A 13,898-nucleotide genomic window follows, 5' to 3' on the forward strand; every position below is an offset into this window, starting at 1 on the left:
GGCCCGAAATGGTTGAAATGGTAAACCGCCCCTATGCTACGGCCTTCGAAAAATTCGCCGCTGGCAATCCTGATATTCTCTGCCTGTCTGCCGATCTGACTTCGTCCTGCGAGATTGACGGGTTCCGTGATCGGCATCCGGACCAGTTCATCTCGATGGGGATGGCCGAGCAGAATATGCTCAGCTTTGCCGGTGGTCTGGGGTTGGCTGGCTTCCGGCCCTTCATTCACACTTTCGGCGTCTTCATGTATCGCCGCCCTTACGATCAGCTGATGGCCTCGATCGCTTATCCGCGCCGCAAGGTGCGGCTGATGGGCTTCTTGCCCGGGGTCACCACGCCCGGCGGCATGACCCACCAGTCGATTGAAGATATCAGCGTTATGCGGTCGATCCCGAATATGACGATCCTTGAAACCGGGGACGCGACCGAGGTGGAATCGATCTGCGAAGCGGCAGACAGCATTGACGGGCCGGTCTGGTGCCGGGTGTTGCGCGGCTCTGTGCCGCGGCTGTTTGATACGCCGATCAAGGTGGGCGAGATGCGCGAATTGTCCGCTGGCGATGACATTCTGGTTGTCACCTCTGGCATTTGCACCGAAGAGGCTCTGCGGGCTCGCTCGGCGCTGGCCAAGGCTGGTCTGTCGATCCGCCATTTGCATCTGCACACGATCAAGCCGTTCGATGCCAAGACTTTGCTCGACCATATCGGCTCGGTCAAGCATGGGGTGATCACGTTGGAGAACCATGTCACCGAAGGTGGTGTTGGCTCGCTGGTGGCGGAGACCATGGCGGATGCAGGCGTCGGCAAGCGGCTCATTCGTTTGGGGCTTAAGGATACCTATGCTCACGGCGGTTCGCGGCCTTATTTGATGCGTTATTATGGTCTGGATGCGGTGGCTCTGGTCAAGGGCATCGAGGATCTGATGGGCCAGCAATTCGGTATTTCCGAGGATGATTTGGATACCGCCCGCGTCGAGGATGTGCATTCGCTGGTCAAGGCGGAGGCGCTCTGATGGATCGCTTCGTCGTCACCTATCGGATTTTTGCCGAGGATCAGGCCGACGCGGAGGACCGCGCGGCCAACATCGCTCTGGAAGATACCGTCGAGATCCCGCGTGATGTGGTGCCGTCAGGCTATGTGGAAGATGTGGTGCTGGGGCGCGTGGAAAGCGTCGAGCAGGTTACGGATCGCACATGGCATGGACGGGTCGCCTATCATATTGACGCGGTGGGGCGGGAATTTCCGCAATTTCTCAATGTGGTTCTGGGCAATGCCTCGATCCTCAAGGGCGTCAAGGCCATTGCCATTGAGACCAATGAGGATGTGCGGGATCGCTTTCCCGGTGCGCAATATGGCGTCGAGGGTCTAAGAGCCCTGACCGGGCGCAAAAGCGGGGGCTATGTCTGTCCGGTGATCAAACCGCAAGGGTCCTCGGCGGAGCGGCTGGCGCATTTGTGCTATTTGACCGCAAGGGCGGGGGCTGACATTGTCAAAGAAGATCATGGCCTGTGCAATCAGGACGCCGCCCCCTTCCGGCTGCGGGTCAAACTGGCGGCCGCCGCGGTCAACCGGGCCAATGCGGAGCGGGCAGAAGAGGGGGAGACCACCAAATCCCTTTATTTTGCCAGTATTGGTGGCCATGGGGATCAGGTGCGCGAGCTGGCCTATTATGCCCAAGAGGTCGGGGCGCATGGTGTGTTGCTCATTCCGGGGCTGCTGGGCTTTGACGCAATGAACCGGCTGGCGCAGGATCCGGACTTCAATCTACCGATCATGGCCCATCCGAGCCATCTGGGGCCATATGTCCTGTCAGAAGATACCGGCTATGGTCATGGCATGCTGTTTGGCGATCTGATGCGTTTGGCGGGGGCTGATATTTCGGTGTTCCCCAACCATGGTGGGCGCTTTGGTTTCTCGGTGGAGGAATGCGAGGCGATTGTGGCCAGTTGCCGGTCCAAGGATGGTCCGGGGCGGGCGATCCTGCCAAGCCCTGGTGGCGGCATGAGCCTTGATCGTCTTGCGGACATGAAAAAACTCTATGGCGAGGATTGCGTCTATTTGCTGGGCGGCAGTCTGTTGCGTTTTGGTGAGCAGATTGGCGATGCCATTCGCCAGATGCGGGCAGCACTCGACAGCTGAGTGCGATAAGCGGGAAGAAAAGGCGGTGCACACCCTTCTTTGAGGGGGCGTCGCCTTTTTTGTGCCTGATGCTCAGTGCGGGCTTTGGTCTGGATGGGCTGCAGCAAAGGCCGGGATGGTGGCAAGATTGGCTTCGATGCGGCTGATTTTTGGCAGGGCGTCGAGTGAGACGCCCCAGCGATGGGCATTGTATAGCTGCGGCATCAGGCAAATGTCGGCAAGCGACAGGTGGTCACCATAACAACAATCGCCCCCCTTCAGCATCGCTTCAAAGGCCTCTAGGGCAGGGGCAATATGGGCCTGCATCCAGCCTTCCATCGTGAGGCTGCCATTGGACTGGCCAACCGCATATTTGGCGACGCGCAAATTGCAGACCGGATGAAGATCCATGGCGATGGCATAGGCCAATGCCCGCGCCTTGGCACGACCGACTGGCTCGTCCGGCAACAGGGAAAGCGAGCGGGTCTCGTTGAGATATTCGATGATCGCCATCGACTGGGTGAAGCTCTGACCATCAATCTCCAAGACAGGCACCAGTCCTTGCGGGTTGCGGGCCAGATGGGCTTGAGTGCTTTGCTCGCCTTCAACCAGATTGATCAGGTTTGATTGCCATTCAAGGCCCGCAAGACCGAGGGTGATGCGGACGCGATAGCTGGCTGTCGAGCGCCAATAATCATGCAGGGTGATCATGACACATCGTCTCCGATGATCTTGTCGAGACCAGCCTCAAAACCGGCAAAGGTCGCCCCGAGGCGTTTCTCAACTTCCTGCTGGAAGGCTTGGGCGATGGGCAGCAACTCGGTCATCAGAGCATGGCCTTCGGGGGTCATGCAGAGATGGATCAGGCGCCGGTCCTGTGCGTTGATCCGCTTTGTCACAAAGCCACGTTCCTCGAGTCGGCTGGCCGCTCGGCTGACTTTGGACTTCTCCATACCGACGCGCGCTTCTATGTCGCGCACTGATGCACCCCCCGCATGGGCGACATGAACAATCACCCGCCATTCGGGAATCGAGATGCCGAACCGTTCCTTGTACTGCTTTGCCAATTCTTCGCTAAGTGTTTGGGCAGCAACAGCTAATCGGTAGGGTGTGTAGCCCATCAGATCAAAGTCGGGTAACGGTGGGAGCGTCTCGTCCGCCATGGATTCATCCTTTCAAGTTGGCGATATTACGCCGGGCTTTTTTCCAAATTGCAAGTATTTTCGTTGCATTCGCAACAATTTCTTCTTGACAACGTTGCAGGTGCAACGAAATACTGGGGCCAATAGAGCTACGGGAAAACCCGCAAGCAAAAAAGAGGCGAGGGGAGGAAGGGTCATGGCGGATTTCGCATTGCCCGACAACATGGTGCGTGCAAGCGACGCGACCGGCATGCATGTGGGTTACATGCCCGGATTTGGCAATGATTTCGAGACCGAAGCTTTGCCCGGTGCCTTGCCTCAGGGACAAAATTCCCCCCAGAAATGCAATTACGGCCTTTATGCGGAGCAATTGTCCGGTACTGCCTTCACCGCACCGCGCGGTCAGAATGAGCGGACATGGTGCTATCGCATTCGTCCCTCGGTGAAACATGCGGGCCGTTTTGCACGGGTCGATGTGCCATATTGGAAAAGCGCCCCCCATGTCACGACAGACAAAGACAATGGTGGCAACGACATCGTGTCGTTGGGTCAGTATCGCTGGGACCCGGTGCCCCATTCCGACGAACCGCTGACATGGATCACCGGCATGCGGACCATGACCACGGCGGGGGACGTCAACACGCAGGTCGGCATGGCGTCGCATATCTATCTGGTCAATCGCTCGATGGTGGATGAATATTTCTATTCCGCCGATTCCGAATTGCTGGTGGTGCCACAGGAAGGGCGCCTGCGCTTTTGCACCGAGCTTGGCATTATCGATCTCGAGCCGAAGGAAATCGCCATTCTGCCGCGCGGGCTGGTCTACCGGGTCGAGGTGCTGGAAGGGCCGTGTCGGGGCTTTGTCTGTGAAAATTATGGCCAGAAATTCGACCTGCCAGATCGCGGGCCGATCGGGGCGAATTGTCTTGCCAATCCGCGCGACTTCAAATGCCCGGTTGCGGCATTCGAAGACAGGGATGCCAAAAGCCGGGTGGTGATCAAATGGTGTGGTCAGTTCCACGAAACTTTTATCGATCATTCGCCGCTGGATGTGGTGGCATGGCACGGCAATTACTGCGCCTATAAATATGACCTGCGCACCTACAGTCCGGTGGGCGCGATCCTGTTTGACCATCCCGATCCGTCAATCTTCACGGTGCTGACGGCACCGTCGGGCCAGCCGGGAACGGCCAATATCGATTTTGTGCTGTTCCGCGAGCGCTGGCTGGTGGCAGAAAATACCTTCCGTCCGCCTTGGTATCACAAGAATCTGATGTCCGAGTTGATGGGCAATATCTATGGCATTTATGACGCCAAGCCAGAAGGCTTCGTGCCCGGCGGGATGAGCCTGCATAATTGCATGTTGCCTCATGGGCCGGATCTCAATGCCTTCAATCACGGGTCAAACGAGCCGATGGAGCCAGCTTTCCTCGACAAAACCATGTCCTTCATGTTCGAAACCCGCTTCCCGCAACATTTGACCGCATTTGCAGCCAGCGAGGCGCCGATGCAGGATACCTATATCGATTGCTGGACGAGCCTTGAGAAGAAATTCGACGGCACGCCCGGAGAGAAATAGATATCTGGCGTTTTGAGCAAACGCGAGTGCGGTTGAAAAGGAGATGGCGATGACAAATAGCGTGACCCTGTTGGGGACCAAAGGTGGCCCGGCCATTCGTCCCGGCACGCCGATGCCGACATCGATGCTGGTCGAGATGGATGGTCAGCGGCTTTTGGTCGATGCAGGGCTTGGGGTAACGCGTGGTCTTTGCGATGCGGGTGTCGCTCTGACCGAGCTTGATGGCATTCTCATCACCCACTTGCATTCGGATCATTATCTGGAACTGGGGCCGCTGCTGCATACGGCTTGGACAGCGGGGCTCAAGAAGCCTCTCACTGTCTGGGGGCCTGACGGGCTTGCGCACTATTGGGAGAAATTTCTCGACAGTATGGCGTTTGATATCGAATTGCGGGTGCGTGACGAAGGACGACCCAATTTGGCCAGCCTGGTGACGATCGAACGCCTTGCGCAAGGTTGCTTCTCTTTCAATGGTCTGTTGATTGAAACGATGCTGAATGTTCATCCGCCGATTGAGGAAAGCTACGCGTTAAAAATAACGGGCTCGCACCATCGGGTGGTGTTGTCTGGCGATACCGCACCGATGGAGGCGATGGTGACCTTTGCAAAGGGGGCGGATTTGTTGGTGCATGAAGCCATGCTGACGGCGGGGATTGAAGCGCTCTGTGCCCGCGTCGGCAATGGCGATGACCGGCTGCGCATTCATCTGGAGCGCTCCCACAGTGCAGCCGGTGAGGTGGCAAAAATCGCTGCTACCGCAGAGGTCAAGCGATTGGCCCTCAATCATCTTATTCCCTCGGATGACCCGGATTTCGGGCCTGAGGATTGGAAGTGTGAAGTGTCCGCCCATTGGAACGGTCCTTGGGATTTGGGCGTCGACAATATGAGGATAGAGTTGGAATGAGTGACAAGCTTTTGACAAGCTGGCTGGAAAGCGCCAATGGCGATACGGATTTCCCGATTCAAAATCTGCCCTATGGGGTGTTTGATGATGGCAAGGGGCCTCGGGTCGGGGTGGCCATTGGCGACCAGATCATCGATGTCACGGCGATTGATCATGGACAGGATGCTGCCCTGTTTGCGGTGCCTGCGTGGAACTTGTTTATGGCGGCTGGCAGCGACGTCTGGTCATCTTTTCGGGCACGGCTGACCTCGCTATTGTCAGAGGAAAGCCACCGGGCGGCGATTGAACCGCATCTGGTGCCACAGGCCGATGCAAGGATGCTGCTGCCGTTCATTGTCGCGGAATATACCGATTTTTATGCGGCAAAAAACCATGCCTTCAATGTCGGGTCCATGTTCCGAGGGCCGGAAAATGCCCTGCCGCCCAACTGGCTGTCGATCCCCATCGGTTACAATGGTCGTGCCTCGTCAGTGGTCGTCTCGGGTACCGATGTCACCCGTCCGTGGGGGCAGGTGAAGGGGCCCAATGACGATCTTCCGCGCTTTGCCAAGTGCGCCCGCTTTGACCTTGAGTTGGAAATGGGGGCGATTGTCGGCACGCCGTCCAACGGCATGGTGTCGGTTGCCGAGGCCGATGAGATGATCTTTGGCTATGTGCTGCTCAATGACTGGTCGGCACGGGACATTCAGGCGTGGGAATATCAGCCGCTTGGGCCGTTTCAATCCAAGGCGACGGCAACAACGATCAGCCCGTGGATTGTACCCAAGGCGGCATTGGAGCCGTTCCGCACCTCGACACCAGAACGAGAGAGGGACTTGCTGCCTTATCTCAGCGAACCCGGTCCGATGCTTTATGACATCGAGCTGGAGGTCGGGCTGGCACCTGAGGGTAAGGCAGAAAGCATCATTTCGCGGACCAACTATTCCCAGATGTATTACTCGGCGGCGCAGCAATTGGCCCATCACACTTCATCGGGATGTGTGATGCGCACAGGCGACATGTTGGGGTCTGGGACCATTTCTGGAGAGAGCAAAGAATCGCGCGGATCGCTTCTGGAGCTGAGCTGGGGTGGCAAGGAGCCTTTGAAATTGGCGAGCGGTGACGAACGCAGCTTTCTGGAAGATGGCGACGTGCTGACCTTGCGCGGTGCCGCCAAGGGGGATGGTTACCGCGTCGGATTTGGCGAATGCACGGGCAAGGTGTTGCCTGCGATTGATCTGCCTGATTGGGCACAGGACTAAGGAAAGACACAATGGCAAAGGCGTTTGCTTCCCAAGGGGACATGGAAGAGAAGAAAATCAGCTTCACCCAAGTGGGCGAGGGGCTTTATGCCTTCACCGCAGAAGGGGACCCCAATACCGGGGTGATCATCGGCGATGACAGCGTGATGATTGTCGAGGCGCAAGCCACACCGCGTCTGGCACGCAAGGTGATCGAGTGTGTTCGCTCGGTGACCGATAAGCCGATTTCCCATCTGGTGCTGACTCACTATCACGCGGTGCGCGTGCTGGGGGCGTCTGCCTACGGGGCACGGGAAATCATTATGTCGGATGTGGCCGGGGCCATGGTTGAAGAACGCGGTCAGGAAGACTGGGACAGTGAGTTTGGCCGTTTCCCACGGCTGTTTGAAGGGCATGAGGAAATTCCGGGGCTGACCCGTCCAACCACCACCTTTTCTGACAGCATGACGGTCTATCTGGGCAAGCGCCGGGTTGACATCATGAAACTGGGGCGAGCCCATACCGCAGGTGATGCGGTGATCTGGGTGCCGGATCAGGAGGTCATGTTCACTGGCGATATCGTTGAATATCACTCGGCCTGCTATTGCGGCGATGGGCATTTTCAGGACTGGCCGCAGACGCTTGCCAATATCGCAAGCTTTGAGCCACAGGCCATTGCGCCGGGACGCGGCGATGCCCTGATTGGCGAGGAGATGGTGTCCGCCGCGATTGCCAACACAGCCGACTTTATCGAAAGCACCTACAAGCCTGTGGCCCGTGTTGTGGCGCGGGGTGGCAGCCTGAAAGAGGCATGGGACGCGGTGCGCGCGGCCTGTGACGAGAAATTCGGCTCCTATGCGATCTATGAGCATTGTCTGCCCTTCAATGTCGCACGTGCCTATGACGAGGCGCGCGGTATTGATACGCCGCGTGTCTGGACCGCCGAGCGCGATGTTGCCATGTGGAACGATTTGCAGGGCTGAACCCGCACAAATAACAGGCCAAAACTGCCTGCACGAACCATCCCGGCGGGGGCAAGGAGAGGACATCTCTGCCGGGTTCACCAACACCATCTGGCCGTTCAGGCCGTTATCTTCTGGGAGGAACATCATGAAATTGGTAAAAGCTGCGCTGATGGGCGCATTGCTCAGCGTATCGGGGCCATTGACAGCCATGGCACAGGATCTGGTCCTGTCCAGCTGGTTGCCGCCACGCCATCCGGTGGTCATCAATGCCATCAAGCCCTGGGCCAAGCAGGTGAAAGAGGTCACCGAAGGACGCGTCAATGTGCGGGTTCTGGCCAAACCGCTCGGCTCGCCACCCGCCCATTTTGACATGGCACGCGATGGCGTTGCCGACATCACTTACGGTCTGCATTCCTTCACCAAGGATGACCGCTTCAAGAAGGCTCGGATCGGTCAGTTTTCCTTCCTTGGGGACGATGCGGTCAAAAGCTCTGAAGCCTTTTGGACCGTCTATAACGACAAGCTTGATGCCCGTGAAGAGCATAAGGGCACCCATCTGCTTGGCCTCTTCATGCACGGCCCGGGTCTGTTCCACAACAACAAGACCGCGATCAACAAACTTGAAGATTTCTCTGGCCTCAAAATCCGGGTGCCCGGTGGCTATATTCCCGATCTGCTGAAGGGTTATGGCGTCGAGCCGGTCTTCATGTCGTCTGGCGAGATCTATGAAAAGCTGTCGCGTGGTGTGGTTGACGGGGTGACCATTACCTATGAAGCCATCACCTCCTTCAAACTGACCGACTATGTCACCAACACCACCATCTTCCCGGGCGGTCTTTACAACACCACCTGGTTCCTGGTGATGAATGAGGACAAGTGGAATGGCATTTCCGAAGCCGACCGCAAGGCCATTGAAGGCATTTCCGGTATGGCCTTTGCTGATCTGGTGGGCAAAGCATGGAATGATGCCGACGCCAAAGCCATTGGGGCGATGGAGAAAGCAGGCATCAAGATCGCGCCTGCGCCAGATGCGGTGGTGGATTCCGTCCGCGCACGGGCAGCCGAGCTTGAAGGGGCATGGGCCGACAGCCTTGGGGGCGACTATGATGGCCGTGCCGCGCTTGAAGCCTTTCGTGCGATGACGGGCGTTGGCAAATGATTGGCAAGGCGAAACTCTTCCTTGAAGGGATCGCCGCACTTCTGGTGACGGGGCTTGTCCTCGTCACCTGTGTCGATGTGGTCGGGCGCTATGCCTTCAATGCACCCCTTGGCGGTGCTTTCGAGCTGACGCAGGTCTGTCTTGCGGCTCTGGTTTTTGTCGCTCTGCCGCTGACGACCTTGCATGGGGGGCATGTGGAGGTCGATCTTCTGTTGCCTTTCCTGCCCTATAAACTGCGCCATGCGCTCGGGCGTGTTGGTGGTGCGGTCATGGGGCTGATTTTTGTCTATTTTGCCTATCGTCTGGTGATCATGGCCGAGGATCAGTTTACGGCGGGCACCCGGACGGCCGGGCTTGGCATTTCCTATTGGTGGCTTGCTGCTCTTGGTGGTTTGAGCTGTTTTGCGTCGGGTATTCTGGCGATTGTCCGGAGGCAAGGATGACCATTTCTCTTATCGCCTTTGCCATCCTTCTGGTTCTGGTCTTTCTGCGTGTTCCCATCGCCTTTGCCATGGCCTTGGTCGGTGGCGGCGGCTTTGCCTATATGCGCGGCATGGAAGCGGCTGGCGCCATGGTCGGCAATGCAGTGTTCGAAACCGGGTTTAGCTATTCCCTGTCCGTCGTGCCGTTGTTCATCTTCATGGGCAATGTGTTGGCCGGATCGGGCATTGCGCAGGGATTGTTTAGCGGGGCTGACCGGATCTTTGGCCGGATGAAGGGTGGCCTTGCCATGGCAACCATCTTTTCGTGTGGCGGATTTTCTGCCGTTTGCGGCTCATCACTGGCGACTGCAGCCACGATGTCGAAGGTGGCGATGCCCTCGATGCGCAAATATGGCTATCATGACAGCCTTGCCACCGGATCGATTGCGGCGGGGGGCACGCTTGGTATCCTTATTCCACCGTCAGTCATTCTGATCATCTTCGGCCTTCTGACCGAAAGCGACATTGGCAAGCTGTTCATTGCCGGGATCATTCCCGGACTGCTGGGTGTATTGCTCTATCTGGCGGCGGTGATGGTGGCAGTGCGCTTTCAGCCCGATCTGGCCCCGGACGTCACCGAACCGCACCCGATTTCGCGCAAGGACATGGTTGGTGTGCTGGCAACCGTTGGCTTGTTCGTCTTCATCATGGTGGGGATCTATGGCGGTTTCTTCACGCCGATTGAAGCGGCCGGAATGGGCGCTGCCATGTCGGTTGTGATTGCCGCTCTGGTCGGTGGCTTTTCGCTCAAGGGGCTCGGGAGTGCTTTGGTGGATGCCGCCAAGGCCTCGGCCATGATCTTCGCCATCATCATTGGCGCAGAGATCTTTGGCAATTTCGTCACTTTTGCCGGGCTGCCCGATGAGCTGGGCGATATGGTCTATGATCTGGGACTGAATGCCTGGATGGTGATTTTCATCATCGTGGTGATCTATTTGCTGCTTGGCACGGTGCTCGAAAGCCTGTCGATGATCCTGCTGACGGTGCCGGTCTTCTATCCATTGCTCTATACGCTTGATTTCGGCACGGGTGTTCTGGCCGATCCCGAGATGGCGTTGATCTGGTTTGCGGTGATTGTGGTCGTGGCGACCGAGATCTCGCTGATCACCCCGCCGGTGGGGATGAATATCTTTGTCCTGCGCTCGGTGCTGCCAGAAGTGCCATTGAAGACCATGTTCAAGGGCATTTTCTGGTTCTGGGTGGCGGATATCGTGCGGATCACGTTGATCGTGCTGTTCCCGAGCATATCGCTCTATTTGCTGTCCTGACGATCCAAATGGAAAAGCCGGCAGATGCCGGCTTTTTTATGTCTCGCCGTTTTCCTGCGCCCTGATGGCACGGATCAGGCTTTCGATGCCTTGACTGAGTGCAGCTCTGTCTTCGGTTGGCATGGCTGAGAGGATTTGTTCGGCCTGAGCGTCGATCTTGGGCTTGATCTCGTCAAACAAAGCGGTGCCCGCCTTGGTGATGCGGAAGTCACGCAGGCGGCGATCTTTTTTCGAGATGGCGCGGGTGATCAGCTTTTTATCTTCGAGCCGTTGAGAGGCACGACTGACCTGCACCTTGTCGAGGGTGGTGCGGCGGCTCAGTTCTTGCGAATCCAGCTTTCCCGCCTTTGCCAGCAGATAAAGCAAGCGCCATTCTTCGCGTGACAGGCCATAGGTCTGGCCATAGACGCTGGAAATGTTGCGCGAAAAGCCTTCAGCCGCAATGGCCATGCGATAGGGAAAGAAAGAGTCTAGGTCCATGGATCATCCTTTTTGTTACATTTGACATCATTGCAAATGCAACGACTTGATTTTTGTCAAATTCAAGACTATGTTTGTCTGATATTTGTTGCAATTGCAACGATAATGGGAGGAATAATCATGTCAAATGTCGCGCTGAAGCTCGACCAGATCCATCATGTGGCCTATCGCTGCAAGGATGCCAAACAAACTGTTGAATTCTACACCAAGATGCTCAACATGGATTTTATTCTGGCGATTGCCGAAGACCGCGTGCCTTCGACCCATGAGCCGGACCCCTATATGCATCTGTTTCTTGATGCGGGCATGGGCAATGTGCTGGCTTTCTTCGAGCTGCCAACCAAGCCGGAAATGGGGCGGGATGAGAATACCCCGGTCTGGGTTCAGCATATTGCTTTCAAGGTCAAGGATCGCGACACGCTGATCGCTTTCAAGGAGCATCTGGAAGCCAATGGCGTGGATGTGCTTGGGGTGACGGATCATTCGATTTTCCATTCAATCTATTTCTTTGACCCCAATGGCCATCGGGTTGAACTGGCCTGTCCTGACCCGCAGGAAGAAGCGCTCTTGAAGCGGCTGGATGCGGTGAAATGGGATATGCTCGAGGAATGGTCGCGCACCAAGAAGGCCCCGCAGCATGCGGCATGGCTGCATGCCAAGGAACTGGACAAGGAACTGGGCAAGACTGAAGGCGGGGAGAGCCTTGATGCTTAACACCTATGACTGGCCGGACTTTGCCTATGTCCAGTCCGAGGAGCAACGTGCGGGTGCGCCCGTCCGCCATCCGGTGATGGTGGTCGGGGCTGGACCGATTGGTTTGACCATGGCGCTCGATCTGGCCTCGCGCGGCATTGCGGTGGTGGTCATCGACGACAACAACACCGTCTCGGTCGGTTCGCGGGCGGTGTGCTATGCCAAGCGGCCGTTGGAAATCTGGGAACGCCTCGGGGTTGCGGGCCGAATGATCGACAAGGGCATCAGTTGGAAGCGTGGGCGGGTCTTCTTCCGTGACAAGGAAGTCTATGATTTCGATCTGCTGCCTGAAGAGGGTCACAAGATCCCGGCCTTCATCAACCTGCAGCAATATTATCTCGAGGAATATCTGGTTGCGGCCTGCGAGGCCTCCGACCTTATTGAGTTGCGCTGGAAGCACAAGCTGGTGTCGCTAGAACAGAAGAGCGATCACGCCCGTCTGGAGATCGAGACGCCGGACGGAGCATTCGCCAGTGAGGCCAGTTGGGTGATTGCCTGCGACGGGGCCAACTCGTCGGTGCGCGGCATGGTTGGGGCGGACTTTACCGGGCAATTTTTCCAAGACCGCTTTCTGATTGCCGATATCGTGATGAAGGCGGATTTCCCGACCGAACGCTGGTTCTGGTTTGACCCGGATTTTCACAAGGGCCAGTCGGCCTTGCTGCACAAGCAATCGGATGATGTCTGGCGGCTGGATTTCCAACTCGGGTGGGATTGCGATCCGGAAGAAGAGAAGAAGCCGGAGAATATTATCCCACGGGTCAAGGCAATGCTCGGCGCGGATGTGGAGTTCGAGCTGGAATGGGGCAGCGTCTACCAGTTTGCCTGTCGTCGGGTGGATGAGTTCCGCAAGGGGCGGGTGATCTTTGCGGGCGACTCGGCCCATCAGGTCTCACCTTTTGGGGCGCGTGGGGCCAATACGGGCGTGCAGGATGCGGACAATCTGGGCTGGAAACTGGCGGCTGTGCTGCGCGGTGATGCGCCAGAGGCCTTGGTTGATAGCTATCACCTTGAGCGAGCCTATGCGGCAGATGACAATCTGCTGAATTCGACCCGCTCGACGGATTTCATCACGCCGAAAAATGCCGCCTCGCTGCGCTATCGCAATGCTGTGCTCGATCTGTCACGCAATCATGCCTTTGCGCGGCCTTTGGTCAATTCTGGACGTCTGTCTTCTCCCACACCTTATGCCGACAGTCCGCTCAACACCCCGGATGCGGACACATGGCAGGGCAGTATGCGGCCCGGAACTTGCATTGCCGATGCACCGATTGTCGTCGATGGTCAAGAGGAGTGGTTGATCCATTGCTTAGGCGAAGGCTTCACCCTTCTGGTGTTCGGCTTGGATAGCGAGCCGGTTGATGCTGGGCCTTTTACGCCGACGATTCTGATTGAAGGCAAGGACTTTGTTGATGTCGAGGGACTGGCTGCCGATCGCTATGACGGGCGCAAGGGGGCGGCCTATCTGATCCGCCCGGACCAGCATGTGGCAGCGCGTTGGCGCACGTTTGATCCAGAGGCCATCCGCAAGGCGATCAGTCGTGCGACGGCAGGAGGTGTGAAATGAGTCTGATCCTGACCCCCAATATCGAGCGTCCCGACTGCTTTTACGAGGCGCTGACCGTGGCGCAACGGGACCTGTCCGAGGCAGCCGCCAATGACATGAATGCGCGGCTTGTGCTTATTCTGGCCAATCAGGTTGGTTGCCTTGAGGATTTGAAACAAGCGATCGAATTGGCCAGCCCGGCGGCCTTACTGGACGAGAATGCCGGCGATGCGCCACAGGCTTCGGGCTTTGCAGCAGCCGAATAGGTGGTGAAACGCTGA

Annotated in this window: 15 protein-coding genes; 12 read left to right on the plus strand and 3 right to left on the minus strand. The window is 57.3% G+C overall.

Annotated features, from left to right (window positions below; genetic code table 11):
* The first annotated feature begins 8 nt into the window (after window positions 1–8).
* Entirely contained in the window at window positions 9–1,013 is a 1,005-nt protein-coding gene (locus DSD30_RS16305) for a transketolase family protein (RefSeq protein ID WP_114010768.1), read from the plus strand.
* Window positions 1,013–2,140, plus strand: coding sequence for a RuBisCO large subunit C-terminal-like domain-containing protein (locus tag DSD30_RS16310; protein WP_114010769.1), 1,128 nt, complete (start codon window positions 1,013–1,015; stop codon window positions 2,138–2,140). The genes DSD30_RS16305 and DSD30_RS16310 overlap by 1 nt, the downstream gene beginning before the upstream one ends.
* A gap of 72 nt (window positions 2,141–2,212) precedes the next feature.
* Here DSD30_RS16310 and maiA read toward each other — a convergent pair whose 3' ends face one another.
* Together maiA and DSD30_RS16320 are read right to left on the minus strand one after the other, a co-directional pair.
* Complete coding sequence (gene maiA / locus DSD30_RS16315) at window positions 2,213–2,830, minus strand: maleylacetoacetate isomerase (RefSeq protein ID WP_114010770.1); 618 nt, start codon at window positions 2,828–2,830, stop codon at window positions 2,213–2,215.
* Window positions 2,827–3,282 (minus strand): MarR family winged helix-turn-helix transcriptional regulator, encoded by a 456-nt coding sequence (locus DSD30_RS16320; RefSeq protein ID WP_114010771.1) that lies wholly within the window; start codon window positions 3,280–3,282, stop codon window positions 2,827–2,829. Before DSD30_RS16320 ends, maiA begins: the two co-directional genes overlap by 4 nt.
* A gap of 202 nt (window positions 3,283–3,484) precedes the next feature.
* Between DSD30_RS16320 and hmgA the strand changes: the two genes are divergently transcribed.
* The 7 genes from hmgA (at window position 3,485) to DSD30_RS16355 (ending at window position 10,838) form a co-directional block, all read left to right on the plus strand.
* Window positions 3,485–4,840 carry a homogentisate 1,2-dioxygenase gene (gene hmgA / locus DSD30_RS16325; protein WP_198663003.1) on the plus strand — a complete coding sequence of 452 codons (1,356 nt, stop codon included), beginning with the start codon at window positions 3,485–3,487 and terminating at the stop codon, window positions 4,838–4,840.
* A 49-nt stretch (window positions 4,841–4,889) separates the two neighbouring features.
* Complete coding sequence (locus DSD30_RS16330) at window positions 4,890–5,744, plus strand: MBL fold metallo-hydrolase (RefSeq protein WP_114010870.1); 855 nt, start codon at window positions 4,890–4,892, stop codon at window positions 5,742–5,744.
* On the plus strand, window positions 5,741–6,985 hold the full coding sequence (fahA, locus tag DSD30_RS16335; protein WP_114010773.1) for a fumarylacetoacetase: 1,245 nt from the start codon (window positions 5,741–5,743) through the stop codon (window positions 6,983–6,985). The genes DSD30_RS16330 and fahA overlap by 4 nt, the downstream gene beginning before the upstream one ends.
* 11 nt (window positions 6,986–6,996) lie before the next feature.
* Window positions 6,997–7,947, plus strand: a complete 951-nt coding sequence (locus DSD30_RS16340) for an MBL fold metallo-hydrolase (protein WP_114010774.1) — start codon at window positions 6,997–6,999, stop codon at window positions 7,945–7,947.
* Window positions 7,948–8,074: 127 nt separating this feature from the next.
* The gene (locus DSD30_RS16345) at window positions 8,075–9,088 is read left to right on the plus strand and encodes a TRAP transporter substrate-binding protein (RefSeq protein ID WP_114010775.1); all 1,014 of its coding nucleotides are present in this window, start codon (window positions 8,075–8,077) and stop codon (window positions 9,086–9,088) included.
* Window positions 9,085–9,531 carry a TRAP transporter small permease gene (locus DSD30_RS16350; RefSeq protein WP_114010776.1) on the plus strand — a complete coding sequence of 149 codons (447 nt, stop codon included), beginning with the start codon at window positions 9,085–9,087 and terminating at the stop codon, window positions 9,529–9,531. The genes DSD30_RS16345 and DSD30_RS16350 overlap by 4 nt, the downstream gene beginning before the upstream one ends.
* Window positions 9,528–10,838 carry a TRAP transporter large permease gene (locus DSD30_RS16355; protein ID WP_114010777.1) on the plus strand — a complete coding sequence of 437 codons (1,311 nt, stop codon included), beginning with the start codon at window positions 9,528–9,530 and terminating at the stop codon, window positions 10,836–10,838. The genes DSD30_RS16350 and DSD30_RS16355 overlap by 4 nt, the downstream gene beginning before the upstream one ends.
* A 36-nt stretch (window positions 10,839–10,874) precedes the next feature.
* Here the strand turns inward: DSD30_RS16355 and DSD30_RS16360 are convergent, their stop codons facing one another.
* Window positions 10,875–11,318 carry a MarR family winged helix-turn-helix transcriptional regulator gene (locus tag DSD30_RS16360; RefSeq protein ID WP_114010778.1) on the minus strand — a complete coding sequence of 148 codons (444 nt, stop codon included), beginning with the start codon at window positions 11,316–11,318 and terminating at the stop codon, window positions 10,875–10,877.
* A 135-nt stretch (window positions 11,319–11,453) separates the two neighbouring features.
* Here DSD30_RS16360 and DSD30_RS16365 point away from each other — a divergent pair, with 135 nt between their 5' ends.
* From DSD30_RS16365 to DSD30_RS16375, 3 genes are read left to right on the plus strand one after another with little or no spacing between them, the layout of a single operon-like run.
* Window positions 11,454–12,032, plus strand: coding sequence for a VOC family protein (locus DSD30_RS16365; protein ID WP_114010871.1), 579 nt, complete (start codon window positions 11,454–11,456; stop codon window positions 12,030–12,032).
* On the plus strand, window positions 12,025–13,638 hold the full coding sequence (locus DSD30_RS16370) for an FAD-dependent oxidoreductase (RefSeq protein ID WP_114010779.1): 1,614 nt from the start codon (window positions 12,025–12,027) through the stop codon (window positions 13,636–13,638). The genes DSD30_RS16365 and DSD30_RS16370 overlap by 8 nt, the downstream gene beginning before the upstream one ends.
* Window positions 13,635–13,883, plus strand: a complete 249-nt coding sequence (locus DSD30_RS16375) for a DUF2783 domain-containing protein (RefSeq protein ID WP_114010780.1) — start codon at window positions 13,635–13,637, stop codon at window positions 13,881–13,883. The genes DSD30_RS16370 and DSD30_RS16375 overlap by 4 nt, the downstream gene beginning before the upstream one ends.
* Window positions 13,884–13,898: the final 15 nt, after the last annotated feature.

The organism is Cohaesibacter intestini (genome assembly GCF_003324485.1).
GTDB lineage: Bacteria > Pseudomonadota > Alphaproteobacteria > Rhizobiales > Cohaesibacteraceae > Cohaesibacter > Cohaesibacter intestini.

Coding starts and splice junctions, on each gene's coding strand:
- DSD30_RS16305 (WP_114010768.1), top strand. CDS start 9: ATGGTTGAAATGGTAAACCGCCCCTATGCTACGGCCTTCGAAAAATTC.
- DSD30_RS16310 (WP_114010769.1), top strand. CDS start 1,013: ATGGATCGCTTCGTCGTCACCTATCGGATTTTTGCCGAGGATCAGGCC.
- maiA (WP_114010770.1), bottom strand. CDS start 2,830: ATGATCACCCTGCATGATTATTGGCGCTCGACAGCCAGCTATCGCGTC.
- DSD30_RS16320 (WP_114010771.1), bottom strand. CDS start 3,282: ATGGCGGACGAGACGCTCCCACCGTTACCCGACTTTGATCTGATGGGC.
- hmgA (WP_198663003.1), top strand. CDS start 3,485: ATGGTGCGTGCAAGCGACGCGACCGGCATGCATGTGGGTTACATGCCC.
- DSD30_RS16330 (WP_114010870.1), top strand. CDS start 4,890: ATGACAAATAGCGTGACCCTGTTGGGGACCAAAGGTGGCCCGGCCATT.
- fahA (WP_114010773.1), top strand. CDS start 5,741: ATGAGTGACAAGCTTTTGACAAGCTGGCTGGAAAGCGCCAATGGCGAT.
- DSD30_RS16340 (WP_114010774.1), top strand. CDS start 6,997: ATGGCAAAGGCGTTTGCTTCCCAAGGGGACATGGAAGAGAAGAAAATC.
- DSD30_RS16345 (WP_114010775.1), top strand. CDS start 8,075: ATGAAATTGGTAAAAGCTGCGCTGATGGGCGCATTGCTCAGCGTATCG.
- DSD30_RS16350 (WP_114010776.1), top strand. CDS start 9,085: ATGATTGGCAAGGCGAAACTCTTCCTTGAAGGGATCGCCGCACTTCTG.
- DSD30_RS16355 (WP_114010777.1), top strand. CDS start 9,528: ATGACCATTTCTCTTATCGCCTTTGCCATCCTTCTGGTTCTGGTCTTT.
- DSD30_RS16360 (WP_114010778.1), bottom strand. CDS start 11,318: ATGGACCTAGACTCTTTCTTTCCCTATCGCATGGCCATTGCGGCTGAA.
- DSD30_RS16370 (WP_114010779.1), top strand. CDS start 12,025: ATGCTTAACACCTATGACTGGCCGGACTTTGCCTATGTCCAGTCCGAG.
- DSD30_RS16375 (WP_114010780.1), top strand. CDS start 13,635: ATGAGTCTGATCCTGACCCCCAATATCGAGCGTCCCGACTGCTTTTAC.